This is a genomic window from Amycolatopsis nigrescens CSC17Ta-90 (assembly GCF_000384315.1).
In the GTDB taxonomy this organism is placed as follows: domain Bacteria; phylum Actinomycetota; class Actinomycetes; order Mycobacteriales; family Pseudonocardiaceae; genus Amycolatopsis; species Amycolatopsis nigrescens.
Window position 1 is genome coordinate 4,559,010 of the sequence record NZ_ARVW01000001.1, and the last position, 25,126, is coordinate 4,584,135.

The following is a 25,126-nucleotide window of genomic DNA, read 5'->3' on the forward strand; positions in this document are numbered from 1 at the left end:
TAGGCGTGCTGTGCGCGAGCACTACCGGGCTGCGGAGCGTCGTTTGCGCGAGTTGGCGAAGCTTCGCACGCGTGTCGTTATGGATGACCGACTTGATCGTGCCCACGGTTCGCAAGGGGCAGCGTGATGACCACGCGTATCTGGTTGACCGGTGACCGTGCCTGCCCACGTCGGCATCGGCTTTCACAGCCCCCGGGTTCCGGTCCCGTTGATTCCCCGGTCCCCGGTCGACACCTGGGGCGGGCGAGCTACGTCGCGGGGCGCAGTCCTGGGGATTCCCGGCTGCGCTCCGCGGCGTTCCAGCGGTTCCTGCGGTGCCCAGGGGGTGCGGGGTGAACGAGGAGAAGGCGACGCTCGCTCAAGTTGGAGCCGCGGTTGCCGGCGCTGAAGCGCACGGCTTCACGTTCGATGTGCGGCAGGGCGTGGAGGGGACGGTGATGTATCTGGGGAAGCGGGACGGTCGAGCGTGGATCGACCGCTTGATTCTGGATCCCGTGCTGACGGAGTTGTCGGTCGCCATCCGGATGAGCAAGGCCTCTCGGCTGATGCGGAGCCCGAGATCGGGCGAACTGGTCGAGAAACCCCCTGAACTGTTCAGCTCCGGGTCCCTGCTGAAGGTCGTCTACGAAGTGCTCGGCACCTGGCCGGTGCTCGACACCGGTCTATCCACAAAGGACAAGCCTGTGGAAGGACCTGAGTCGTGACCGGGTGTGAAGCGGTTCCGATGCAGGTCCGCGAGGCCGAGGCGAGTGTGTGTTCCGCGCTGGCGGCGGCCGGGCTGGGCCGGAAGACCTCGGTCCTGCCGTTCCCGGGGGCCGGCTTCGGCAGCCGGTCGGCCGGCGTGGTGATCCAGACGGTCGGGGGCGATGTGTTCCACCTGTTTGTGCAGCGCGGGAAGGAGAACCATGACCACTCACGATGGCGCTGACTTCCGGGGACCGTGAATGCGTACGGGGATCACGATCAGGAGATCTGGCTGGGGTACTTCACTCGCCGTCGCCGTCATCGGGTGGAGACGGTCGAGGGCCGGTCGGGCGAGAAGCGGCGGTTCAGGTTCGCCTCGGCCCGGTACGGCCTTGGTGAGTGGGTGTACGGGGTGGCGGGGTGCGGTGCGGTGTGCATCTGGTTCCCGGCCGACGAGGTTCCGCAGGTGTGGCAGGGGTGGGAGTTCTGCCTGAGCCCGGCGTGCTGGCCACGCGGTGGCGAGCATCCGAGCCGGTACCTCTTGCCGCGGGACGAGCCCCCCGAGGGTTTCACGGGGGCGTAGTCCGAGCTGTTGGTCATTGTTGATGAAGGAGAGACGTATGGCGTCCTTTCCGCCGCAGGTTCACGACACGGCGCGCCTGGTCACACCGGGCGGGGGAAGCGTCGACATCGACGTGGAGATGGTGGGCCTGGTCCAGCGAGTTTGGGAGTTGAACTACAGCACGTTCGTGTGCTGTCAGGATCTCGGTGAGAGTGCCGGCGCGATACGGAACCGGGACAACCATCCGCCGACCTACGTCGAGGCCGGGTTCGCCGAGTACTACGACGGCTTCGCGTGGTTGAAGATGCCGCTCGACGACGGCTTGGACATGCTCAACCGGTTGACGGAAACCTCGTTCCGCGAGCGGGTGACGACGCGCTGGACGCCGGGCTCGTGGCGCCTGCACGCGCCGTTGATCACCAGCCAGGTGGGAAAGGTCATGGTCGCTCGCGCTGCCCACATCCACTTCCCTAAGACGCAAATAACGGAGCTGACCTATGTCCTGCGATCACTCTGACCCCTTGGCCAGCGGGGAGTGGGCAGCCGCTCGCCGTGAGTTCCAGCGCCTGGTCGAGGGGATCACCGACGCGCGCCGCCATGTCTTCAGCGAGACGACGAAGGGGCTGCTCAAGTCCCTGAACGCGCTGACGCAGGAGTGGTTCCACGAAGGAGTCATCGCCGACATCCTTGTGCCCTTGTTGGGCGCCGACGTGGCGACGGCTCTCCGGGTGGAGGCTGCCCACAGTCTTCTCCGCCACAAGGTGGAGCAGGAGAAGGCCATCGCGACTTTGAGCCACCTGGGTCAGACGTCGGCTGTCCTGCAAGCGGCGACGGTTCTGTGCGAGGAGATAGAGAACGGCGACTGCGCCGACTAGCGCTCGAATCTACTTTTTCAGCCTGTCCCTTGTGCTTGGGCGGGCGGGTGAACGACGTCGACAACGTCGGAGACCTCGACCGGAAAGATCCCGGTTGGGATTGGTAATAGAAATCAAACAAGTGAAAAGAAGGGCATACTTTGCGATCAAAAAGGGCGATGGGCGTCGTGGTGGCGGCCGTGGTGGCCGGCGTGCTGCTGCCCGGCACGGCGGACGCGATCGTGGGTGGTGTTCCGGCGAGCGAGCCGTATCCGTTCACCGGGTCTGTCCAGATGTCGTGGGCCGGTGATGATCACCGGCACAACTGCGGTGCCTCGCTGATCACGCCACGGCATGCGCTGAGCGCCGCGCATTGTTTCACCAACTTCGACACCGACGCCCAGCGCGCGCGGTTCGGCATGCAGGCCGATGCACCGGATTTGGAGGATCCGGGCCTGTTCCACATTCAGTTCGGGAACGCGGACCGGCTGCGCGGTACCGAGGTGCGGGGCGTGTCGACGATCAGCAAGCCTCCACAGTGGAACCAGGGGCAGGGGACGAAGAAGGGGGAATCGGGCGATGTCGTACTGCTCACCCTGGACCGTCCCATCACAACGATCCCGCCGGTCGCGATCAAGCAGGTGACGCCACGGACTTCGGTGCGACACCTCGGCTGGGGCCGGCATTCGACCGACGAGATCGGCCAGGGGCCGGCGCCGCGGTACCTCCACGAGGTCGACACCCCGGGCTCGGTGCGCAAGTCGGCAGACTGCACGGCCGCCGAGATCGGGGTGGACGAGGTGTGCTTCCGCCATGGCGGGACCCGCGACCAGCCGACCGGCGGGTGCTACGGCGATTCGGGCAGCCCGACGATCCAGCGCGCTGACGGCCGGTGGTACCTCGTGGGCATCACCAGCCGCGGAGCGGGCGAAGCGTGCGCCACCGACGCGGTGAACGCCGACCCGACCTACTACCTCGGCTGGATCCTGCGCGAGGTGTTCACCATGCCCGCGGACGCGGGCGTCGCCGGCCGCGACCTGGTCGACGTGAAGGCATAGCTAAGTCCCCGTCGCTCGACCGGCGGCTGCACCAGTTCCGGGCGAGCGGCGGGGTTCTCCAGGGCTGAGGAGGTCCGATATGACGTGGTTACGGCGGACGTGGGTTCTGCTGCGGCTGTGGGCGCGACCGAGAACCCTCGCGATCTGGCGTGCGTGGCGAGCTGCCTCGGACCTTCCCGTGCTGGCACCGAACGAGGACAACACGACCGGGATTGCTGAGCTGAGGGCCCTTCGCGCCAAGGTTGACCGGGCTCTCCGCAGGTGTGCCAGGAGAGACCCGGCGCAGGTTGCTCTGTCCAAAATGTCCAACGAGTTGGATTCCTGGCTTCACCGGTGGGACGACCCGCTGGAGGAATGGTTGCCGGCATACCGTTTCGACACGTACCGCACATTGGTTCAGCGCTTCCGCGACTGGGAAGTCGAACTAGCGGAAACCATGAGATGGACGTCGAGATCAACCTAGGAATATGACAAAAAACAGGAATCTCATGGTAAATAGCAAGGTCGGGTTGGTTTCCAGTGAGTCAGGTCTGGATCACGACTTCGATTGTACTTGCTCCCGATTGTCGCTTGTGGGTACAGATACCCGCCGGTCCAGAAGGGTAATGGAAGATGTCAAGTAGGACACTGGGGCGCGGTAAGCGGGTCACTGGCCGTACACGGATTCAGCTCAGGCAAAAACTCGTGCCGCGGTATGAGAAAGGGGCTAGTATCCGCTCGCTTGCCGAAAGCATCGGCCGCTCCTACGGGTTCGTCCACAGGCCACTGAGCGAGGAGCCAGGGTTAACCCTGCGATCACGCGGAGGCGCGAACTCTCGAAAGAAGCCACGAGTGGGATGACGTTTCGCAGGCATCGCGGAACCCGACGCATATAAACGAGTGGCCCCCTCGCTGCACTGCCCACGACGGAACTATTCACGGCGGGACTATTTGGGAAGCGGCGAAGGGGCTTGCAGGGTCGTGACGGAAAATCGACAGGTGGCCCGGCTCGGGACGGGAGCAGCAACATGCAAGATGGTTCGTGGGATTGGCGGATTCAGGCTCTTCTGGGAAAGCTGGGCGAGCATTCCCATAGGCTGAGGTCGATCAAGCCTACGCCCGAAGGGCTGTTCGTCGGCATCGCCGAGGAATACATCATCGAGGTCAAGGTTGACGGTTTCGAGTACCGGTTGACCGCCACGTCGCGGCTGGACCCGGCCGGGAGCAGCCGGTCCTGGCGATACGGCGGCCAAAGCACGGAGTCGCTCGCGGCGGCCGTGCGGGCGGCACTGGACTGGAATGGCGCCTGGGATACCGAGCCGGCGGGCTGGACCTTCAACCACCAGACGGGCGAGACGAGGCGCCAGGACTACTACACACCGGAGTACGCCTGATGCGATGGCTCAAGCGCCGCCGGCTCCCGCGCCGCGGCCTGGCCGAGCTCGTCGCACTGATGAGCACACCGCCCTCGCCCGCGATGGAAGCCGCGGCGGCTGAAGCGACCGCGTACCTGGCCGCGCAGGAGAACGCCGAGCGCCGCGTGGCCTCGGAGCTGGCCAGAAGGGACAAGCTGATGCGCGACGCGACAGCGTTCGCGGACGAGTTCCTGATCAGGCTGGCGATAACCGCCGCGAATCAGCCCGGCCAGGACGGCAAGCCGTGAACGGACCGCCGTCATGGTCGGCGGTGCGAAGCGTTTCCTTCGTGCGGCTCCGGGCGGCGGGGGTCGCGTTGGCCTTACCCGGTCGTCGTCGAAATGCCGGACGGGCCATGCCGCTGCTAAGCCCAGCGACATGGCCCGTCCACCTCGTCCTTTCCCGAATTCTTGCTACAGGCGGGGCGCCTGGGGCAGGGCGTTGGGGTTACTCAGCCGCACCAGGGTCAGCAGCAGGAACGACGCGGCGGTGCCGACGAGCCCGACCGCGCCGGCCAGCGCGATGAGCGTGGCGACCAGGCCACCGATCACCATGAGCAGCGCGGCCCGCCAGGTCGGGTTGACCCGCTGCCCGAACACCAGGCGCTCGACCAACCGGACCCAGTCCGGGGTCGGACGGACCCGGTGCCGACCTTGCCCGCGGTGGGCCTGGCACGCCGGCTGCCGCACCTGCACGGCCCGCGTCACCGGCGGCTGCGCCTCGGCGGTGGGCAGCTGATTGACGGCCACCACCGTCCGGCCGTACCTCGGGATGGGCACGGTCGGCTCGAAGAGCCCCCGATCGGGCGGCGGTTCATCTGGAACACCCGCCGTGCCTGCTTGTATTCTCGACAAGTTCGTATCCTCGCTTCGCAATAGTGATGGATGTTGGTACGGACACTTGCGGCTCCTCGGGACCAATCCGGGGAGCCGCATCTTTATGTGACCAGGACGTACTCGACGCCCGTCGACCTTTCTAGCGAAACCGCACCGGTCGCGGGAGGACTTTTCCAGGGGGACGCGACGGTTGTCGCTGATAGGTCCGTGATCGCCGACAAACGGCACCACCAGCCCGTACCACGATCACCCGGAACGTTCACGCCGACGCCACCACCTCATTGAGTGCGGTAACACGATCAATAGCCACGCACCGAACACGAATCCGGGACCTGGTGCTGGGCCACGAGCCGGGTACCACTCGAATGGGTGGGCGCCTACGGGGTTACCGGCCAGTCCTCCTTGCTCGAAATCCACCGCAAGTGGTGTTCTCTCGTGCGGGTGCACGTGCGGTCGCCCGGTCGGGCCGTCCGGCGACCGTTCGTCGTCACCCAGCGGCCGTTGGTCGTTGTTCAAACCACCGTCGAGTGGACGGTCGCCGCAGCTCATCACCCATCCGAGGACATGACCACCGTGTGTACGGGCAGGAGATCGGCGAGCGAGACCAGCTCCCCACCTTCGGCCACGGCCGACCTGTCCAGCCCTGTGCACGACGAGGACGCTTTCCGGGAGCGAACACGGCGGCGGCGCCGGCGCGGCCCACGATCCGGCAGGCGACCGCGCCGCCACTGCCCTCGATCATCTCCGCCCAACCGAAGACTCGCTGAGGCACCCAGTCCGACCGGAACCGGCCCGCCCCGGTCGCCATCCCCCCAATTCGGGGCTGGTGTTCAGTTGACTGCACCAAGTCCGATCTGATCAAGGATGGGCTGTCCATTCGAGACTGAAGGGTTTGGTGCATGTCTGATTTACGACGGCGGGTCATGGAGGGGCAGGTGAAGCTCGGGCGGGCCGGCGCTGTCACGGCCGCAACGGGGAAACTCCCTCCATTCGTGGTCATTGACTCGTCCGGGGCCGAGATTGAACCGGTCACCCAGTATCTGCGCGACCTGGCGTTGAGCGATATGAGCCCGTTGACCAGCCGCAGCTACGGCTACGACCTGCTGCGGTAGTTCAGGGTGCTATGGGCGTTGGAGGCGGATTGGGAGCGCGCCACGGGCTCGGAGGTTGACGTCCTGGTCGGCTGGATGAAGACAGCGCCGAATCCGCAGCGCAGGCGGACCCACGCGGGAGGAGCCGCGCCAGGGACGGTGAACATCCGCACGGGCAAACCGACGCTGGCCGAGGGGTATGCGCCACGGACGATTAACCACTGTTTGACTGCCGTCAAGCAGGCAGACGTTGGCGCTCGGCGTCATCGGCTGGTGCCATGTTCCCGAGGACGTACGCCGCCGGCGGGTCGAGATCGAGTATTTCGGTTCGGAGGTGCTCGAACCCAGCTTCGGTGAGCTGGCCTGCCAGTTCGTTGGCGGCCGCCGCCGAGGTGGCCGCGGTGGCACCGGGACAGCGGGGCTGGGATACCAGCGCGATGCGCCCGCCGGGCCGCAACAGCCGGGCGAGTTCACGTAGCCGGGCGGTGGGGTCAGGCCACATGCCGACTGTGTTGACGGCAAGCGCGGCGTCGAATGGCCCGTCGCTGATCGACAGGCTCTCGACCGGCGCGTGCACCAGGCGTACCCGTCCGGCCCGTATGGCGGGCCTGTTGCGGCGGCGGGCCTGGCGGATCATCACCTGCGAGTGGTCGACGCCGACGACCAATCCCCGGGACGCTCGGGTGGCGAGGGCGGCGATGGCCACGCCCGGACCGCAGCCGAGTTCGATGACGCGGTCAGTCGGCTGGACGTCGAGAAGCTGCACCGCCCAGCGGTTGCGCGCCACGTTCGACGAGCGCCGGCCCATGATCCAGCCGGCGACGTGCCCTACGGCTCCGGTCGGCTGGTGGAACTGTGCCAGCCCTCCGCGAGGACCCCACCATTGCAAGATGCGGCCCAGCACCCTCTCCTTGATCTTCATGGGGGTGAGCCAAGCACTTCGAGTACGCTTGAAGTCAATGTCTGCCACCGAGCGCACCCCGGCTTCGTCGACCACGCCGACGTCGTTGTCCATTGGTGAACTGTCCGAACGTACCGGCGTGCCGACGAGCGCGCTGCGTTACTACGACGAACTCGGCTTGGTGCGGCCGGCGGCGCGGGCGGCGGGACGACGGCGTTATGCCGCGTCGGCAGTCAGGGACGTCAGCGTGATCCTCTTCTTCCGCGAGATCGGATTCTCGCTGGCAGAGATCGGGCGCTTCCTCGCTGGCGAGCGGCAAGGCCGGCGGGAGATGATCGACCACAAGCTGGCCGAGCTGGTCGAGCAGCAGCACCGTATCGAGGTGGCCCGCACCGCACTGGAACACGGCCGGAAATGCCCGGCCAGCGATCCCATGAAGTGCTCCCGATTCTGGGCGATCATCGAAGGGCGACAGCACGGCCTCCCACTGGAAGAAAGCCACGCGCGAGCGCACTGACAGACCCCTCACCGATCCGAACGCGAACCTACGGCGAGCTGTGGACCTACCAGCAGAACCAATCGTCACGCTGAAGACCTCATCCACAGGTGTTGACAATTGCTCCCCGGTTCGACCTTCGACCCGGTCTACGGTGTTTCGCTTTCGCGCTGCAGACGCCGATTGCTCTCGGTAATGGTATGGGCGAGGTCGTCCTCGGTCGCCGCAATGCCGTCGCTGTCCACCAAGCAGAAACCGGCCTTCGTGGAGGCAGGGCGCACCTGCTTGACGTAGCTGGCCGCGCGCACGGTTTCGCCGCTGATGTAGTCCTCGATGATCTCAGGCTCGTCGGTGCGCATCGGGATTCTTAAGTCATCGGGACGATCGACGTCGATGAGCTGCAGGTACACCTGGCACTGGCCGTTGGTGCGTCGCCGAGGTGGAGACGTTGTGGGCGTCGACCTCGATGTCCTCGATCGTCAACCGGCCGATCGCCGACGGTCCGTGGGTGGTCTGGCTCACGTCTTGTCACAGGGATCGATGGCGCGGTGTCTTGAGGCCGAACACCTGGAATCGGAGGAGGCACCATGACTGGGAACACGCGTGTGGTTGTGATCGGTGGCGGATACGCGGGCGTGATGGCCGCGAATCGGCTGATGCTGCGCGACGACGTGACAGTGACGTTGATCAACCCGCGCCCGGATTTGGTCCACCGGGTCCGGCTGCACCAGCTGGTCGGCGGGTCGGACGACGCGGTCGTTGCCTACCAGGAAGTCCTGGCCGAGGGGGTGCGGGTGGTGGTCGACACCGTCAGCAGGATCGACGCGGCCGAGCGCAGCGTGACTCTGACGGCCGACGGCACGCTCGGCTATGACTACCTGATCTACGCGGTGGGCAGCGGCAGCGCCGAACTGAGCGTGCCAGGGGCGGCCGAGTTCGCCTACCCGATCGCCACCCTGGAGCAGGCACAGCGGCTGCGCCCGGCACTCGACGCCACGCCCGCGACGGCCCCCGTGACAGTGGTCGGCGCCGGCCCCACCGGCATCGAGACCGCCGCCGAGCTGGCGGAGGCCGGCCGCGCGGTGACCCTGGTCTGCGGAGGTGTGCTCGGCCCCTACCTGCACACCCGGGGCCGGCGCTCGGTTGCGAAGCGGCTGGCCAGGCTCGGTGTGACGCTCATCGACGGCGCTGACGCGATGGTGACGGCGGTGACCCGCGAAGCCGTGCGGCTCGCCGACGGCCGTGAGCTGCCGAGCGAGGTCACCGTCTGGACCGTCGGATTCGGCGTTCCGGATCTGGCCGTCCGCAGCGGGCTGAGCACCGACGCGGTGGGGCGCCTGCTCACGGACGAGACGCTGACGAGCGTGGACGACGCGCGCATCCTCGCGGCCGGGGACTCGGCTGCACCATCGGACCTGCCGCTGCGGATGAGCTGTCTGAACGCGGTGCCGCTGGGCGCGCGGGCCGCCGACACCGTGCTCAGCCGACTCGCGGGCGAGCAACCGGAGAACCTCCATCAGTCGATGTACGCCCAGTGCATCAGCCTGGGCCGAAGCGCGGGCATCTACCAGTTCGCCAACAGGTCCGACGTCGCGGTGTGGCTGCACGTCGACGACGGGCTGGGCGCCAGGATCAAGGAAGTGGTCTGCCAGGGCATCCCCAAGCACCTGGCCGGAGAGGCGCACAAGCCCGGTTCATTCAGGCTGCACCGCATGCCGGGAGGTGTCGCCAAGCGCCGGCAGCTGCTGCGCGCCCACCGCGCCGAGGCACCGGCCGCCGCCGACCGGTCAATCTGACCGGTGCCTGCTGCGAGGATCTTGCTGTGGACACGTGCGAACGCGGTCGGCCGCCAGGGCCGACCGCGAAGGACGAGGAGCAGGGACGAGAGATGAGCGACGACGCCACCGACCCGGCGACCGAGACGTTCATCGCCCACCGCAACCTGCTGTTCACCGTCGCCTACGAGATGCTCGGATCGGCCGCCGACGCCGAAGACGTCCTCCAGGAAACCTGGCTGCGCTGGGTCAAGGCCGACCTGGGACAGGTGAACGACCAGCGCGCCTACCTGGTCCGGATCACCACCCGCCAGGCGCTCAACCGGCTGCGCACCGTGAAGCGCCGCAGAGAGGCGTACGTCGGCTCCTGGCTACCCGAGCCGCTGCTCACCACGCCGGACGTGGCCCAGGACATCGAGCTCGCCGAGAGCGTGTCGATGGCGCTCATGCTCGTCCTCGAGACGCTGTCGCCGATGGAACGCGCCGTCTTCGTGCTGCGCGAAGCCTTCAATATTGGCTACGACGAGATCGCGGCCGCCGTCGACAAGAGCCCCGCGGCCGTCCGCCAGATCGCCCACCGCGCCCGCCGGCACGTCGACGCCCGCCGCCCCCGCCGGGTGGTCCCCTCGAACGAGGGCCAGGCGCTCCTGGAGTCGTTCCACCGCGCGGTCGAAACCGGGGACCCGCAGACCCTTCTTGCGGTGCTCGCCCCTGAGGTCGTCCTGATGAGCGACGGCGGCGGCATCAAACACGCCGCGCTGCGGCCGGTCACCGGCGCTGAGCAGGTGGCCCGTATGTTCGCCGGCGGCATCGGCAAATTCAAAGACACACTCACCGCCGAACCGACCGTGGTCAACGGCAACCCGGCACTCCTGGTCCGCCTGGACGGCGAGATCGACGGCGTCATGGCGATCCGTGTCCAGGACGCCCGCATCACCGGCCTCTACTACGTCCGCAACCCGGAGAAACTGTCCCACCTCACATCAGCGACCCCGCTCACCCTGCGCTGAACACCAACGGTCCCCGACCCGCGGACGTCAATCCTTCCAAGACTCAGCCTGGCCTACCTCGCCCTGGCCGCCTTCGTGGCGTGGGGCCGCTTCGGCCACGAGTCCTTCACCAGCTGACCCGCCAGGGAGATAACCGATGAGCCATGCAAGCGAGCGAACGGGAGAAACCATGAAGGCAGTGCGTTACCACTCCTACGGCGGCAGCGAGGTCCTCGTCTACGAGGAGGCAGACCGGCCGGTGCCAGGTACGGGCCAAGTAGTGGTGCAGGTGGCCGGCACCTCGTACAACGACGCGGACTCCGGCCTCCGCGCAGGATTGCGACAGGACCTGCTCCCACTGACCTTCCCGCACATTCCCGGCCTCGACCTGGCCGGAGTCATCACCGAGGTCGGCGAGGGCGTAACCAACTGGAGCGTGGGGGACGCGGTAATCGCGCTTCTGCCGGCGGACGCGCCCGGCGCGGCCGCCGAATACGTCGCCGCATCCGCCGAAGTGCTGGCCACCGCCCCCCGCACCGTCGAGCTGGCCGACGCCGCGGCCCTACCCCTCGTCGGCCTGACGGCCTGGCAGGCCCTGTTCGAACACGCCGACACCAAACCCGGGCAGAACATCCTGATCAACGGCGCAGGCAGCGCAGTGGGCGGGTACGCCGTCCAGCTGGCCGCGCAGGCCGGTGCCACCGTGACCGCGACCGCCGGCGCGCGCAGCCGCGACCGTGTCCGCTCCTACGGTGCGAACCGGATCGTCGACTACACCGTGACCCCCGTTGTGCAGGCGCTGGCCGGGCAGCACTTCGACGTGGTGCTGCAGCTGGCTCCCGCCAGCCCCGAGGAGAACGCGCAGCTGGTGGACCTGGTCGCCGACGGCGGAGCCTTCGTCAGCGTCACCATTCCCGGCCCGCAAGATGCCGGGCGCGGGGTGCGCACGGTGCACGTGTTCGCGCGCAGCGACGTCACCCAACTCGCCGACCTAGCCACCCGCGTCGACGCCGGAGATCTGGCGATCGAGGTGGCCCAGCGGCTGCCACTGGCCGACCTGGCCACGGTCCACGCCCGCGCCGCCGGCAGGTTCGCCCGGGATCGCCGAGCTGGCCGCCCGGGCCGAGGGCGGAAACCTGGCCGAGCGGCTGCGTGCCGACCAGGCCGCGGTCCAAGCCCCGGCTACCGCAGGAGACCTGGACGGCAAGACCGTCCTGACCCCCTGACCCGAGCGACGCCGGCACCGGCCCGGTTTGCCCGGCCCATCAGGCTCGAACGCCTCTTGCCACCGGGCAGGGGTCTACCCTGTGACCTGCGGCCACCGCATGATCGTTTGTCTTCACACCGATGATCACTGGTGGCCACCCCCGTCTCCACAACACGTCAGGGTCGCGCAGTTCCGCCTGCCGTCCTGAACCAGGAGGACATGTGCGACGTGGCGAAGTCTGGTGGGTGGAGTTCGACAAGCGGCGGCTGGTCGTACTGCTGGCGGCAGACGACGCGTCCAGGATCCGGGCGATGCAGGTCGTCACGCCCGCGGGCGTCGACATCAGCGGCCTGGGCGTCGAAGTGCAAGTCGGCGCCAGGGAAGGACTGCCCTTTGAAGGAGTGCTGCGGTTCGCGTTCCCACGCCCGGGCTTTACCCCCTGCACGTGGCTGACCACCGTGTCCCGGGACGACCTGATCGAGCAGGCGGGCGTCCTGTCCTCCGCAAAGCTTAGCGAGATTGAGGACGCCCACCGTCTCGGCGAACTCGGGTAGACGGAGAGGCGCCCGCACCATCGAGATCACGATCTACGGCTGGAGTAGCCAGATGCCCGACGGGCCAGGGCAGCGGCGCCGGCCGTCAGTCCTCGCCCTCATCGTCCTCGAAGACGTCCGGGTCGCGAAAAGGGGCGCAGACCCCGGCCGGGGCCGCTGGCCTTGATAAACCAGCGCTCGCCGAGCGACCTCACGCTCATCGGGCGCCACAGGACGTTGTGCGATCGCTTCGCACCACCAACCCACCGCGATATGTGAAACGAGACGTGTCGCACCGTGAGGATCTGAACGACTACCTCCGGCATGTCCTCTTGCTTGGTGCAGAGAAGTTGCCCCGGTGGCAACGGCTACCTCCCGGGCGGCCCCTCGCCCGATCCCTGCGTCGCCGAGGACGTCCCTGTTCACAGCGGTGCGCACCCGCCGGCACACGAGAAGTCTTGCGAGCGCGCGCCGTCCTTGGTGCCGAGTACGAGGTCAAGCGCCTCGCGGGCCAGCTCCGTGCCCACGGTCTCCGGACCGGTATCTATCTCGGAGCGCTGTGGGTGTCTGTCGGCTTCTGGACGGTTGTCATTGAACATGCAGCTCACGGGGTGTTGATCACCACTCATTCGGTCTAGGCTGATTTGTCAACGTGGCTTCCGTCACTGGTTAGTATCGATTGCGGGAGAGCGCGCTCTTGTGGTCTGCACAGGGGAGGTTGGTCGCAGACCGGGCGAAGGGCGTGGGAGTGGATGCGCGTGCGGCGCGTTCAGACACAGGGTGAGCGCTTGCCGTGTCGGGCCGGGTTGTCGGCGTGGCCGGCTGGTCGTGGTACCTGGCCGTTGCGCGTGCATTGTGGAGGGAGGGGTCTGTGATCATGGTGGGACCGCCGGGTCGGTCGGCTTGGGCTGCGTGCCGTGTTGCGTCCTGGTGGGTCGGATGACCGCGGATGGTGGGGTTCCGGCGGAGTTGACCCGGCTCGTGGGCCGGGCTGATCTGCTGGCCGCGGGTGAGGATTTCCTTCAGGTCGCGCGGTTGGTGACGCTGACCGGCACGGCCGGGGTGGGTAAGACGCGGTTGGCGCTGCGTCTGGCCAACCAGGTGGCGGACCGGTATGACGGGGTCGCGGTCGTCTCGCTGACCGACATCGACGGACGGGACGACGGGCGGCTTGAAGGGGAGCTGGCCACGTCCCTGGGCTTAGGCGACAACTCGTCGGAACCGGGCCCCGTGCGCTTGATCAAGTACCTTCGGGATCGTCATCAGCTGCTCGTGCTGGACAACTGCGACCACCTGGTGAGCGCCGCCGGCGAACCGGGCCCGCTGCCCGGGCTGCTGAGGACCCTGCTCCGAGGGGCACCGCGCCTGCAGATCATCGCCACCAGCCGGGTGCACCTGGGCATCGAGGCCGAGCACCTGCTCGTCGTGCCACCGCTGGACCACGCTGCTCTCCCCAGCGGCGGCGGCGAGGTCCCGGAGGCAGTGCAGTTGCTGCTCGACCGTGCCGCCGCGCGGGGCGTTCGGCTGACCAGGTCGGACTATCCGGCGGCGACGAAGCTGTGCCGGCGGCTGGAAGGGCTACCGCTGGCGATCGAGCTGGCCGCGAGCCGGCTGGCGGTGAACACCCTGGACGAGATCATGGCGAACCTCGAAGACGCCGGCGCGCTGGAGGTGCTGGCCGGCGACGGCCGCAGCTTGCGCAGGACCCTGGCGTCATCGGCCCGGTGGTTGTCGCCTGAGGGCAGGCACATGTGGGCGATCGCGAGCGAGTTCCAGGGAGCCTTCCGCGCTCAAGGGCTTGCCGGGGTGTTCGCCGAGCTCGGCCTCGACCAGGAGGCCGTGCTGAATGGGCTCGAAGAGCTGCTGAACAACTCGGTGCTGGTCCGTGCCGACGGCCGTCGCGGGCAGAGCCGGTATCGGATGCACGACAGCATGCGGGCCTATGGGCAGGAACTGGATCTGCCTGAGGGCATCGACCGTGCCGCGGTCCGGCGCGGTCACGCCACGTATTTCGTCGGCCTGGCCCAGCAAGCGGCCCAGGAGTGGTTCGGCCGGGACGAGATCGCGTGGATGCACGGGCTGATCGGCGACGCACCCAACCTGCGGGCGGCCTTCGAGTATCTGCTGTCCCAGCCGGGTGAACAGATCCACGCGCTGGCGATGGCGGTCAACATGTGCCGCACCCGCGCCTACGCGTTCGACGGCAGGCTGAACGAGATCCGGCGGCTGCTGAACCGGGCGCTCGACGAGCAGCCGGCCGAACCCAGCGACCCGCAGCTCGCCGCGCTGGCGCTGGGCGCGTGGACGGCCCTGATCCAGGGCAAACCCAGCGCCGCCGAACCGCTGCTGGAGCGGTGCCGGGACATCGCCGATCAGCTCCAGCGCGTCCCGCCCGCGGCGATCCTGGAGTACATCGAGGGCACGCACCTGTGGCTGGCCGAAACCGACCGGCGCACGGCGCACGGCAGCATCGCTGTTCTCGATCGGGCTGCGGAACTGGCACGCAACGACGGCGACGCCCACATGATGAAGCTGTTCGCCGCCATGGCCGCGGCGTTCCTCGGCACCCGGGAGGAAGCGCTCGCGCATGTGGAGCCGGTGCTCGCCGAAGCCCAAGCACGCGGAGCGCCGTTGGCGGTCGCGTGGGCACAATGGACATACGCGGTGGCTTTGCAGCAGCACAGCAACCAGCAGCACGGGGACCTGGACCGTGCTCTGGGTTTTCTGCGACAGAGCTTGCGGGCGCAGGATCAGATGGGGGACGCCTGGGGGCCCGGTTTCGGGTTGTGGCTGGCCGCCGTGATCGCCGCCGATCGAGGTGACCATCTGACAGCCGCGCGGCTGATCGGCGGGTCTCAGCAGCGGTTGCAGCAACGGACGTCCGCGGCCGTCACCGGCTTACTGCCGTTCCTGCGGGTGCAGCGGTCCGCTGAAGCGGCCTGCCGCCGTGGACTGGGCGATGCCGAGTACGAGATCGAGGCCGCGGTGGGCGGCTCCCTGACCTACGAGGAACTCGTCACCCTGGCGCTGTCATCGCCGGAATCGGGGCCGGAGCAGGCGGCCACCGAGCCGCGGCTGGGCGGACTGACCCGGCGTGAACACGAGGTGGTCGCGCTGGTGGCCAAGGGCAAGTCGAACCGGGCCATCGCCGACGATTTCCAGATCTCGCCGCGGACCGTGGAGTCACACGTGCAGAGCGCGCTGGCCAAAACGGGCGCGTCCAACCGGCTGGAGCTGACCCAGTGGTTCCTGACCCAGAACCAACCATAAACGTCGGGCCGCCGGCTGCTACCGGCCGTGGAGCGCGACGGGGAGCGCCTCGTGGCCGTTCATGATCGCGCTGCGGGTCCGCTTCAGATCGGAAGCCGGCACAGCCAGGCGCGCGTGCGGGAAGCGCTGGGTGAGCTGCCCTAGCGCGGTCTGGGCTTCGATGCGTCCCAGCGCGGCGCCCAGGCAGTGGTGGATGCCGTGGCCGAAGGCGATATGGCCGGTCGTGTCCCGGTCCAGGCGCAGCTCGTCCGCGGCCTCGAAACGCCTGTCGTCGCGGTTCGCCGACGACAGCGACACCAGCACGATCTCGCCGGCCGGGATGGTCACCCCGCCGTAGGTCACCGCCTCGGCGGTATACCGATGAGTAGCGCGACTCACCGGTGAGTCGTAGCGGAGCACCTCCTCCACGGCCATCGGCACCAGCGTCGGGTTCGCCGTCAGCCGCCGCCACTGCGCGGAGTTCTCCAGCAGGCACCGGGCCGCGTTGCTGATGAGGTTCGTGGTGGTCTCGTGGCCGGCGACGAACAGCAAGAAGCAGGTCGCCATCAGCTCGCCGTCGCTCAACCGGTCCTCGGTGTCCCGGGCGACCACCAATGCGGAGAGCAGATCGTCCCCGGGAGCAGCCCGCTTGGCTCGGATCAGGTCGTCGAAGTATGCCTCCATCGCCTGCGAGGCCGGCACGGTGCGGTCGGGATGGTCCTCCATCAGCGCTCGAGTCCAGCCGCGAAAAGGCGCCCAGTCCGCCTCCGGGACGCCGAGCATCTGGCAGATCACCGTCAGCGGCAGCGGAAACGCAAGACCCTCCACCAGGTCGACCGGGCCATCGGCCGCCGCCAGCACGTCGAGCAGGGACGTGGTCACGTGTTCCACGCGTGGCCGTAGACCCTCCATTCGGGACCGGGTGAACTCCGCGGCCACTAGCCCCCGCAGCCGATCATGGGCGGCACCGTCACTGAACAACATGTGGCGACTGAACATCTGACTGAGCACGGCGGTCTGCCCGGCCTCGCGGCGCTGGCGCTGCATGATCCTGGCCAGCCCGGCCGCGTCCTTGCTCAACCTCCGGTCCTTCAGCGCCGCGCGGGCCTCGGCATACCGGCCGATGACCCATACCTGCATGAAGTCGGCCACCACGGTGCGATGCACCGCTCCCTGCTCGCGCAACGCAGCTTCGATCTCGTGTCCGCGTGCCCAGTCGCTCAGGTCGAAATAGCGCGCCGACGTCACGGCTGCCCCCTGTTCCGCACACCACGTGCGCGCGAGCGTGGCCATTTGCCTGACATTCAGCTTCGACGCCGGAGCCTGCTGGCACCATCCGGGCAACTACGGGTTTGAACGAACCTCGACTACGGAGACCGACAGCGATTACTACGGAGACGGGCAGGCCAGACTACGGAGAACAATTAGCGTCACTACGGAGGCTCACGAAGGGAACTCGACCAGGGAATGCCACGGCGGCCTTCAACGGCGATCATCGGCATCGTGAAAGCTCACAGCGATAAGTTGCTTACCGTCTGTTAGATCAAGCGCATGCTGGCGTCAGCGTGGCCGCGTATCACGACAAATTCTCGGCGAGACGCTTATCGACTCCGTACTGTCGGCCCCGGTTCTCAGTGGTGACCCCTGCAAGACTCCGTAGTGGCGCGTAAGTAGCGAGGCAAAATACTGATACCGCTTCTCCGTCTCCGCGGGTATGTTTTTCTTAAGCGTTGAAATCGACGCTAACTGAGACGCAAGGGCAACAGAAGAGAATGAAGCGAAACTGCCGCCCGTGGCGCGTAGGCTGCCTCTTCAGGTAACTCCGACATGTCGGCGACGGAAAACACGATAATGCTCGACCGGCGGAGGGGGCCGGCCGAGTGACGTTCAACGAACAGCGCAACCGAAGGACGCCGCACGCCTCGGCGAAACCTTCTCGCACCCGGCAAGTCAGCGAACTGGGCGGGGCGCGAGGTTGCTCACAAGATTGCGTAGGAAGTGACGGGATGATGCAGTTCGCGGGGTGTGCCGTGAGGGTGGTCGGGTGCGCGGCGCCAGCTCGGCGCATGCCGTTCAGCGTTGACCACCAGGCTCCAGCCTTCCAGGCCGGACGTGGGGGCACCGGCCGGTCGGGGGCCGGTGCCCCTCGTCCCTTTCCCTCTCGTCGCATGGCTGCCCGTCCTCACCCAGGAGGTGCTCGTGGCGTCGATGGTGCCGTGGGTCGTCGGGGCGGCAGGTCTGCTGGCCGGACCACTGGTGGTGCTGGTAGCGGAACGAGCAGCCAGCTCGCTGCTGGCAGATTCCGGCCGACTACGCGCCTTCGTAGCTATCGGAATGTCCGCCGTGACCGCGGCGTCGTGGCTGGCAGGGTGGACGCGGTTCGGCACGACGCCGTTGCTGGCGGCGTGGTGCTGGGCGTGCGCGCTGGGATGCAGCCTCGCGATCACGGACCTGCGGTGGCGGCGTCTTCCGTTTCCGCTCGTGGCTGCTTTGACCGGTGGCGGCATCGTGGCCCTGCTCGGCGCCGCGGCGGTCGACGGGCGCTGGGGGCGGGTCGGGTTCGCCTGCGGTGCGGCGGCGGTGGTGTTCACGCTGGCCGGGCTGGTGCAGGCGTGGGCACCGGACCACACCGGAGGCGGGGACACGGCCTTGTACGGGGCGGTCGCGTTGTACCTGGGCTGGTTCGGCTGGGAAGGGCTGCTGCGGGGACTGCTGATGGCCAGCGGGCTCACCGCGGTGGTCGCGCTCGCGGTGGCGATGTGCTCCAGACGGATGAATTCACGGTTCCCCGCCGGGCCGTCACTGCTGACCGGAGCCTTGGTCAGCATGCTGATGGCGTAACTGACCCACCGCACGCAGCCGGCGCGGGAAAGCCAGCTCGGGCATCGGTATCGGAAGCACAGAGAAAGGTACTTGTGATGATCGTCGGCACTCGTTGGTCGCAGTTCGTCGTCCTGGCGAGCGCAGCTCTGGCGCCCATGCTGGTGGCAGGCTGTAGCAATGGGGATGCCCCGGCACCGACGTCGTCACCGAACCTATCGGCTCCGTCCCAAGCACCGGCGGCGCCCAGTTCGTCCGGGCAGGACGAGCGGCAGGCAGTCGAGGCCGCGTACACCCAGTTCTGGCCTCGGTCGTTGGCCATTCCGACTACGCCAGAGGACACCTGGCGCGATGCCATGGCCGCGATCGCGGCGGATCCACAGTTCTCCACGACCTTGGAGGCGATGCACCGCAATAAGCAGGTTGGCGTGAAGCCCTATGGGGACGTCACCACACGCATTAGCCAGGTGGAAGTCCGTGGTGACCAGGCGACTGTGATCGACTGCCAGGACGGATCCCGCTCGGGGCAAGCGGATGCAACGACCGGTGACCGAAAGACCGTTGGCTCACCAGAAATTCCCATCCACGCCCAACTCGCCCGCGACGGAGCAGGCGGCCAGTGGAAGGTGTCACAACTTGCGTATCCAGGTGGGCCGTGCTGATGAGCATCCGAAACGTACTCGCCTGCTCGACCTGCGTATTGGCCGTGGGCGGGACTATCGGCCTTGCGGAGACATCGCAGGCTGAGTCCAATCCTAATGACGACGGCCAGGTCATCGTCGTACCCAACAACACCGATCAGTTTGGCCAGTACGCCCCGCCGCAAATCGACATGCAGGCATTGGAGAAGCGAGGCCAGGCTCCGGTTCGGCCTGGCGGCCCTCGGCCGAAGTCGCCTGGTCAGGACCGGCAGGCCGGGGTTGGCTCGGGCGGGACCACGGATTCTCCAAGCGGGATCCCACCCGGATGCTTCCTCGGCGGGTTCGGAGTTGGCGGTGCCCGACCGGGTGGGAGCGCGTTCGGGTTGCGCTGCATTCCGCCTCTTCCGGCAGACGAGGCGCCGCCGCCGGAGGCGGCGGCTGCTCCGGTGTTGCCGAGCCCGGCGGAGCTGGCTGCGCAGGCGTTTGAGCAGTTGAGGTTGCCGTTGCCGGTGCCGCGGCATTCGCCGGATGTACGTCTGCCGGATGGGCGGGACGCCACGATCGTCGGGGAGAACACCTGGGTGTGGACCGAGCGCAGCGTGTGGCGTCCGGCGGTGCAGCGGGTGCAGGTGGGTCCGGTGTGGGCCGAGGTGACCGCGACCCCGGTGGGCATGACGTTCAACTCGGGCACCGGTGGCTCGATGTCGTGTTCCGGTCCGGGCACACCGTACGACCGCTCGTACGGCCTGCACGCGGCCAGTCCGGATTGCGGGTTCGTCTACACCCGCAGCTCGGTCGGACAGCCGAACGACCAGGCAACGGCGGGGTGGGCGATCCAGTGGTCGGTGAGTTGGGTCGGCTCGGACGGCACCGCTGAGGTCGGCGGGGACTTCCCGCAGATGAGTTCACGGACCGCGGCCACGTTCGCGGTCGCGGAGGTGCAGGCACTGCGCGCGAACTAACGAACAGGACTGTGACAACCGCATTCTGCGAAGTATTCGTTTTTCGCATTCTGCGGAAATAAGGAAACAACACTTCTGGAATGGGGAGGGAGTTACCCCAGTGGGTACTGCTGTGTCTTTTTCCCGGCCGTCACAACCCCGTGGCGGTGAGTCGGCCGTCGCCGGGCCACGTGAGGACGGTGATGGGCCGAGGGTGCCGCGTCGGCGGCGCTGGTGGCTGCTGGCGGTGGCGGGGGTGCTGGCTGCTGTGGTCGCGTTCGGCAACTACGCCTTGATCGCGGGGCAGGACGAACGGGTCGATGTGCTGGTGCTGACCCGGGACGTGGGGTGGGGCCAGCGGATCGGCGAGGGCGATCTCGGGGTGGCGAAAGCAGTCCCGGACCAGTCGTTGGCCTCTATCACTGCCAGCGAACGGGCCGGGGTCGTCGGGCGGGTCGCCCGCTCGACGCTGCCCGCGGGCAGCGTGCTGACACCGGGCCAGCTGTCCGCGCAGCCGGTTCCCGGGCCGGGCGAACGGCTGCTCGGGCTGCCGGTGAAGCCGGGGCACCTGCCTGCCCGCGGCTTGTCACCCGGCGATCTGGTCCAGGTCAGCCCCGTGGCGAGCGGCACCGGGACCGATGCCGGGCAAGCCTCGGCGAGCACGGCCGGGGCGTTTCGCGCGCGGGTACTGGGTGTCGGCCTGCCGGATTCCACCGGCGCGGTCACCGTCGATGTCGTCGTCGGCGCGGATGCCGCGCAGGCCGCGACCAGCGCGTCGGCCGGCCAGGTCGTCCTGGTCCAGCTCGGACCGGGTGCTTAGAAGCAATTGCTGTGTGGAAAGGGCGGTGAGGGTGTTGGCAATGATCACGATCGTCTCGGGTAAGGGAGCGCCCGGTGCGACCACGACGCTGGCCGCTTTGGCGGCTGCCTGGCCCGCGCCGGCGCTGCTGGCCGACTGTGACCCGGCCGGGGGTGATCTGGCCCCGGGCTGGCTGGGCCAGTGGGTCGTCGACGGCACGGTCCGCACCGACCGCGGGGTCTTGTCCCACGCCACCGCGACTCGGCACGCGACGGCCGGTGACCCGGCGACGCTGAGGGAGCATGTGCAGCCGGTGCCCCCAGTTCGGCATGTCGGCTTGTTGGCCGGGCTGACGGCGCCAGGCCAGCACGCCGCTGTCGGCGCCCCGGGGTGGACACGACTGACCGTGGCGCTGGCGGCGTTCAAGACCGCGACCGGTCGCCCGGCTGACGCGCTGGTCGATCTCGGCCGTTACGGCGCGGCGACGCCGTGGCCGTTGCTGCTGGCGGCGGATGTGGTGCTGGTGGCGGTGCGCCCGACCCAGCGGCACGTGCTGGCCGCGCGCCCGGTGCTGGCCGAGCTCGCCGCACGGATCGTGCCGGAGCGCCTGGGACTGGCGGTGTGCGCCACGACCCCGGCGGGCACCCGTGAAGTCCGTGCCGCGCTGGGCCGGGAGGTCGCCGTCGAGGTTCCCGTGGACGTGCGGACGGCGGCGGTGTTCTCCGACGGCCTCGACGCAGGCGCACCCCCACGTCGCTCGCTGTTGCTGCGCGACGTGCGCCGCACGGCGCGCCGACTGCACGGCACCTACCACACCTACACGCCGGCCGAAGTGCGCGCTCCGGTCCCGCCGGCTTCGGCGAGCCTGCTGCCCGGAGGCATCCGATGACGGTGCCGCACAACGGATTCCGCCCTGCCGGACCCACCGACTACCCGTATCCGATCACCTTGACGCCCTCCCACGGCCATGGACCGGGAGTCCCGCCAGCGGTACCGCCGGCGCCCGGGGAACCGCAGAACGGTGCCCTGGAGGGACGGCTCGACCCGCAGGCCGTCCGCGCGATCCGGGAGTCGGTCGCGGCCCGGCTGGAACGGGTCGCCGCCGGGGAAACGCATCTGGACGCGCCCCTGTCAGTCGAGGAGCAGCAGGTGCGGGTGCGCGCGTACGCGGCCGAAGAGGTCGCGGCCTGGGTGCAGCGCCGCGCCACCGCCGGGCAGGTGCCGCTGCCGGTCGAGGACGAGCGCCGGCTGGTGCGTGCCGTGGTGGCCGCCCTGTCCGGGCTGGGCGCACTGGAGGAGCTGCTGGACCGCGACGACGTGGAGAACATCCATGTCCATGGCTGCGACCACGTGTTCCTGGAACTGGCCGACGGCTCAGTCCAGCGGTGGCCGCATCCGGTGGCCGACACCGACGCCGAGCTGGTGGAGATGCTCGCGGCGATGTTCGCCCGCCAGGGCCAAACCAGCCGGGAGTTCAACGCCGGGCGCCCGCTGGGAAATCTCCGCATCGGCGCTGGTGGCCCGCTGGGTGCCCGGGTGGCGGCGGTGATGGAGGTGTCCGACCGGCCGCGGGTGGCGATCCGCCGCCACCGCCTGGTCGACGTCGGCCTGAACGATCTCATCGAGAACGGCACGCTCGACCCGTTGATCGCCTCGTTTCTGCGTGCGGCGGTGCGCGCGGGCTGCAACCTGATCGTCTCCGGCGGCCCCGCCGCCGGGAAAACCACCCTGTTGCGGGCGTTGTGCACCGAGATCCCGCCCTTCGAGCACGTGGTCACCGTCGAGGAGGAGTACGAACTCGGCCTGCACCTGGGTTCCCGCCCCTTGGTCACACCGCTGGAGGCACGTCCCGCGAACTCGGAAGGGATCGGGGAGATCTCGCTCGATGATCTGCTCAAGCAGACGCTGCGCCACTCGCCGAGCCGGGTCATCGTCGGTGAAGTCCGGGCCGGGGAAGTCACCGCCATGCTGCGTGCCCTGGGCAACGGGGCTGTGGGCGGCATGTGCACCCTGCACGCCACGTCCGCGTCGGCGGTGTTCGACCGGATCGGGGCGCTGGGGCAGCTGGCCGATCCGCCGCTGGCGATCGAGGCCGCCCACCAATGGACCGCCTCGGCCATCGACCTCATCGTGCACGTCACCCGCACCGACCACAACCACCCCAGGGCGCGCCGCCGGGAACGGTTCGTCTCCGAAGTGATCGAGGTCGGCCCGGTCGGCGATTCCGGCCGACCAGACACCACCCGGATCTTCGCCCCACGCCCGGCCGATGGCCGCGCGGTGCCGGCGTATGCCCCGAGCCGTGACCTGCTGGATCGCCTGGAGCGCAACGGTTTCGACCGCACCCAGCTCGACACCGCCGGTGCCGGCACCGGGTACGTCACCGGCTTCCCGGACGGAGGTCCGCGATGACGAGCGTGTGGCCGGGTCTGCTCGGCGTGGCCGCGGTTCTGGCGGTTGTCTGCGCGATCGCGGCGTTCCTGCCGCCCACTGCGCCGACGACGGGCGAGCCCGCTCGGCGGCAGGCGGCGGGCTGGCGGCATCTGGTGGCGCGGGTTCCGCTGCGGCGGGTGCTGGTGGCGCTCGCCGTGGGCGTGGTGGTGTGGTGGGCCACCGGCTGGCCGGTCGCCACGATCCTGGCCGTCGCCGCGGTGGTGATGGCGCCGATCCTGGCCCGCGGGCGCGACGCGCAGCGGGTCATCGCGCGGTTGGATGCACTGGCGAGCTGGGTACGGCGGCTGGCTGACGTGCTGGCCTCCGGCGCTGGTGGGCTGGAGCAGGCGATCGCCAGCTCGGCCCGGACCGCCCCCGAGGCCCTGGCCGGCGAGGTGGAGACGTTGGCGGTGCGGCTGCGCACCCGCGGCCTGGAATCCGCGCTGCGCGCGTTCGCCGAAGACGTCGGTGATGAGGCCGCCGACGAAGTGGTCCTCGCGCTGATCTTGCGTGCCCGCGCGGGTGGACGCGGCCTGGTCGACATCCTCGACGCCAAAGCCACCGCCCTGGAACGCGAGGTCGTCGCCCGCCGCGACATCGAAGCCGACCGCGCGAAACCCCGCACCGACGTCCGCGCCATCCTCGGCATCACCACCGTCCTGCTGGCCGGGCTGGTGGTGTTCGCCCACGAGTTCCTCACCCCGTTCCACGACCTGCTCGGCCAGCTCGTGATGGCCGGGATCGGCGGTCTGCTGGGCGCGGCCGGATGGTGGATGCACCTGCTGACCCGAACCCGCCGCCCGCCGCGGCTCCTGGGCGCGACTTCGCGTATCCCGGCCAGCGCACCGAAACCGAAGCGCACGTTGTTCGCAGTCTCCCGCCCTGATGCGGAGGTGCGGTGATGAATCCCGGGATTACTGCCGCCGTGCTCGGTGCGCTGGCCGGGCTGGCTCTGGTCTGCGTGATCCTGGCGGTGGTGGGGCCGGCGCCGGTCAATGTCGCCGCCGCGGTCGCGGAACTGGATGACCGCACCAGCCGCCGCGCCGACGGTGCCCCGCCACCGAGCCGCTGGTCGACACGGATCCAGCGCCTGGCCGGGTACTCGGCCAGGTCGTCGAACCGCTGGTGGGGCATCCCCGGGGCCGACCTCGACGTGCTCGATCAGACCGCCGAACGCTACCTCGCCCGGCGCCTGACCTGGGCAGCCGGCGCCACCGCGACGGTTCTCGCGGTCGCCGGGCTGGCGTGGCTCGGCGGCGTCGCCTTCTCCAGCACCGTCGTAATGGCGGCCGTGGTGGTTGCGGCCGTGGCCGGGTCGGCGGTGCCGGTCCTGGCCGTGCGGGAGGACGCCTCCCGGGCCCGGGAGGAGTTCCGCCGCGCCACCGCCGCCTATCTCGACCTCGTGGCGCAGGAACGCGCCACCGGCCGCGCCCCCAGCCAAGCACTCGGCGAAGCCGCCGCGGTCGGGGACTCCTGGGTGTTCGCCCGGATCAGCCGCACTCTCGGCCGGGCCATGCGCGCCGGACACACCCCCTGGGAAGCCTTATCCCGACTGGGAAAACGGATGGGAGTGGTCGAACTCGCCGACCTGGCAGACATCCTCGCCACCGCCGCCGACGGCGCCGCCATCTACACCACCCTGATCGCCAAAGCCGGAGCACTGCGCGCCGCCGCGCTAGCCGGAGACAAAGCCGACGCCAACGCACGCTCCCAACGACTCGCACTCCCGGTCGCGCTGCTGCTGGTCGCGTTCCTGCTGCTGGTCATGTACCCGGCCATGATCCGCCTGATGACAGGCGGCGGCTAACCATGCGGGTTGGTGCCAGAAACCGGTACGGCACAACCAATCCCGTGCAACATGAA

The 25,126-nt window shown here is 68.7% G+C and carries 26 protein-coding genes; 22 read left to right on the forward strand and 4 right to left on the reverse strand.

The window, feature by feature from the left end:
* Nucleotides 1-332 precede the first annotated feature (332 nt).
* The 8 genes from AMYNI_RS0121670 to AMYNI_RS0121705 all read left to right on the forward strand — a co-directional run bounded on the left by AMYNI_RS0121670 (nt 333) and on the right by AMYNI_RS0121705 (nt 4,800).
* Nucleotides 333-704, forward strand: coding sequence for a hypothetical protein (locus AMYNI_RS0121670; RefSeq protein ID WP_020670153.1), 372 nt, complete (start codon nt 333-335; stop codon nt 702-704).
* Nucleotides 705-724: 20 nt separating this feature from the next.
* Nucleotides 725-928, forward strand: a complete 204-nt coding sequence (locus tag AMYNI_RS45030) for a hypothetical protein (RefSeq protein ID WP_157357439.1) — start codon at nt 725-727, stop codon at nt 926-928.
* 376 nt (nt 929-1,304) lie between these two features.
* Nucleotides 1,305-1,763: a hypothetical protein gene (locus AMYNI_RS0121685; protein WP_020670156.1), complete on the forward strand. Its 459-nt coding sequence runs from the start codon at nt 1,305-1,307 to the stop codon at nt 1,761-1,763.
* A gap of 4 nt (nt 1,764-1,767) precedes the next feature.
* Nucleotides 1,768-2,121 carry a hypothetical protein gene (locus AMYNI_RS0121690; protein WP_020670157.1) on the forward strand — a complete coding sequence of 118 codons (354 nt, stop codon included), beginning with the start codon at nt 1,768-1,770 and terminating at the stop codon, nt 2,119-2,121.
* 140 nt (nt 2,122-2,261) lie between these two features.
* A complete protein-coding gene (locus AMYNI_RS0121695; protein ID WP_157357440.1) occupies nt 2,262-3,158 on the forward strand; it encodes a S1 family peptidase in 897 nt (298 codons plus the stop codon).
* A 612-nt stretch (nt 3,159-3,770) separates the two neighbouring features.
* Nucleotides 3,771-3,998 (forward strand): helix-turn-helix domain-containing protein, encoded by a 228-nt coding sequence (locus AMYNI_RS50195; RefSeq protein WP_084628426.1) that lies wholly within the window; start codon nt 3,771-3,773, stop codon nt 3,996-3,998.
* A gap of 167 nt (nt 3,999-4,165) precedes the next feature.
* The gene (locus AMYNI_RS0121700; protein WP_020670159.1) at nt 4,166-4,531 is read left to right on the forward strand and encodes a hypothetical protein; all 366 of its coding nucleotides are present in this window, start codon (nt 4,166-4,168) and stop codon (nt 4,529-4,531) included.
* Nucleotides 4,531-4,800, forward strand: a complete 270-nt coding sequence (locus AMYNI_RS0121705; RefSeq protein WP_020670160.1) for a hypothetical protein — start codon at nt 4,531-4,533, stop codon at nt 4,798-4,800. The genes AMYNI_RS0121700 and AMYNI_RS0121705 overlap by 1 nt, the downstream gene beginning before the upstream one ends.
* A 165-nt stretch (nt 4,801-4,965) precedes the next feature.
* Here AMYNI_RS0121705 and AMYNI_RS0121710 read toward each other — a convergent pair whose 3' ends face one another.
* Together AMYNI_RS0121710 and AMYNI_RS45040 are read right to left on the reverse strand one after the other, a co-directional pair.
* A complete protein-coding gene (locus AMYNI_RS0121710; RefSeq protein ID WP_020670161.1) occupies nt 4,966-5,331 on the reverse strand; it encodes a hypothetical protein in 366 nt (121 codons plus the stop codon).
* Nucleotides 5,332-6,714: 1,383 nt separating this feature from the next.
* Nucleotides 6,715-7,401, reverse strand: a complete 687-nt coding sequence (locus AMYNI_RS45040; protein WP_051116349.1) for a class I SAM-dependent methyltransferase — start codon at nt 7,399-7,401, stop codon at nt 6,715-6,717.
* 37 nt (nt 7,402-7,438) lie between these two features.
* On the opposite strand from AMYNI_RS45040, the gene AMYNI_RS0121725 reads away from it, so the two are divergent.
* On the forward strand, nt 7,439-7,897 hold the full coding sequence (locus AMYNI_RS0121725; RefSeq protein WP_051116350.1) for a MerR family transcriptional regulator: 459 nt from the start codon (nt 7,439-7,441) through the stop codon (nt 7,895-7,897).
* Nucleotides 7,898-8,025: 128 nt separating this feature from the next.
* On the opposite strand, the gene AMYNI_RS0121730 is transcribed toward AMYNI_RS0121725, so the two are convergent.
* Entirely contained in the window at nt 8,026-8,235 is a 210-nt protein-coding gene (locus tag AMYNI_RS0121730; protein WP_020670165.1) for a hypothetical protein, read from the reverse strand.
* Between the two features lie 228 nt (nt 8,236-8,463).
* On the opposite strand from AMYNI_RS0121730, the gene AMYNI_RS0121735 reads away from it, so the two are divergent.
* The 5 genes from AMYNI_RS0121735 to AMYNI_RS0121755 all read left to right on the forward strand — a co-directional run bounded on the left by AMYNI_RS0121735 (nt 8,464) and on the right by AMYNI_RS0121755 (nt 15,650).
* Nucleotides 8,464-9,672: an NAD(P)/FAD-dependent oxidoreductase gene (locus AMYNI_RS0121735; RefSeq protein WP_026360749.1), complete on the forward strand. Its 1,209-nt coding sequence runs from the start codon at nt 8,464-8,466 to the stop codon at nt 9,670-9,672.
* Between the two features lie 92 nt (nt 9,673-9,764).
* The gene (locus AMYNI_RS0121740; RefSeq protein ID WP_020670167.1) at nt 9,765-10,661 is read left to right on the forward strand and encodes an RNA polymerase sigma-70 factor; all 897 of its coding nucleotides are present in this window, start codon (nt 9,765-9,767) and stop codon (nt 10,659-10,661) included.
* Between the two features lie 169 nt (nt 10,662-10,830).
* Nucleotides 10,831-11,991: a zinc-binding dehydrogenase gene (locus AMYNI_RS45045; protein WP_084628427.1), complete on the forward strand. Its 1,161-nt coding sequence runs from the start codon at nt 10,831-10,833 to the stop codon at nt 11,989-11,991.
* Nucleotides 11,992-12,092: 101 nt separating this feature from the next.
* The gene (locus tag AMYNI_RS0121750) at nt 12,093-12,401 is read left to right on the forward strand and encodes a hypothetical protein (RefSeq protein WP_020670169.1); all 309 of its coding nucleotides are present in this window, start codon (nt 12,093-12,095) and stop codon (nt 12,399-12,401) included.
* A gap of 918 nt (nt 12,402-13,319) precedes the next feature.
* Nucleotides 13,320-15,650 carry a helix-turn-helix transcriptional regulator gene (locus AMYNI_RS0121755; protein WP_020670170.1) on the forward strand — a complete coding sequence of 777 codons (2,331 nt, stop codon included), beginning with the start codon at nt 13,320-13,322 and terminating at the stop codon, nt 15,648-15,650.
* An 18-nt stretch (nt 15,651-15,668) separates the two neighbouring features.
* Here the strand turns inward: AMYNI_RS0121755 and AMYNI_RS0121760 are convergent, their stop codons facing one another.
* The gene (locus AMYNI_RS0121760) at nt 15,669-16,922 is read right to left on the reverse strand and encodes a cytochrome P450 family protein (RefSeq protein WP_245573968.1); all 1,254 of its coding nucleotides are present in this window, start codon (nt 16,920-16,922) and stop codon (nt 15,669-15,671) included.
* Between the two features lie 915 nt (nt 16,923-17,837).
* Between AMYNI_RS0121760 and AMYNI_RS0121765 the strand changes: the two genes are divergently transcribed.
* The 8 genes from AMYNI_RS0121765 (at nt 17,838) to AMYNI_RS0121795 (ending at nt 25,070) form a co-directional block, all read left to right on the forward strand.
* The gene (locus AMYNI_RS0121765; protein WP_063713858.1) at nt 17,838-18,470 is read left to right on the forward strand and encodes an A24 family peptidase; all 633 of its coding nucleotides are present in this window, start codon (nt 17,838-17,840) and stop codon (nt 18,468-18,470) included.
* Nucleotides 18,471-18,547: 77 nt separating this feature from the next.
* On the forward strand, nt 18,548-19,111 hold the full coding sequence (locus AMYNI_RS49165) for a hypothetical protein (RefSeq protein ID WP_157357441.1): 564 nt from the start codon (nt 18,548-18,550) through the stop codon (nt 19,109-19,111).
* Between the two features lie 476 nt (nt 19,112-19,587).
* Nucleotides 19,588-20,052: a hypothetical protein gene (locus AMYNI_RS0121770; RefSeq protein WP_245573970.1), complete on the forward strand. Its 465-nt coding sequence runs from the start codon at nt 19,588-19,590 to the stop codon at nt 20,050-20,052.
* A 193-nt stretch (nt 20,053-20,245) separates the two neighbouring features.
* A complete protein-coding gene (locus tag AMYNI_RS0121775; protein WP_020670174.1) occupies nt 20,246-20,851 on the forward strand; it encodes an SAF domain-containing protein in 606 nt (201 codons plus the stop codon).
* A 40-nt stretch (nt 20,852-20,891) separates the two neighbouring features.
* Nucleotides 20,892-21,719 carry a CpaE/TadZ family protein gene (locus tag AMYNI_RS0121780; protein ID WP_020670175.1) on the forward strand — a complete coding sequence of 276 codons (828 nt, stop codon included), beginning with the start codon at nt 20,892-20,894 and terminating at the stop codon, nt 21,717-21,719.
* On the forward strand, nt 21,716-23,242 hold the full coding sequence (locus AMYNI_RS0121785) for a TadA family conjugal transfer-associated ATPase (protein WP_020670176.1): 1,527 nt from the start codon (nt 21,716-21,718) through the stop codon (nt 23,240-23,242). Before AMYNI_RS0121780 ends, AMYNI_RS0121785 begins: the two co-directional genes overlap by 4 nt.
* Complete coding sequence (locus AMYNI_RS0121790; RefSeq protein ID WP_020670177.1) at nt 23,239-24,165, forward strand: type II secretion system F family protein; 927 nt, start codon at nt 23,239-23,241, stop codon at nt 24,163-24,165. Before AMYNI_RS0121785 ends, AMYNI_RS0121790 begins: the two co-directional genes overlap by 4 nt.
* Nucleotides 24,165-25,070, forward strand: coding sequence for a type II secretion system F family protein (locus AMYNI_RS0121795; protein ID WP_026360753.1), 906 nt, complete (start codon nt 24,165-24,167; stop codon nt 25,068-25,070). The genes AMYNI_RS0121790 and AMYNI_RS0121795 overlap by 1 nt, the downstream gene beginning before the upstream one ends.
* Nucleotides 25,071-25,126 lie beyond the last annotated feature (56 nt).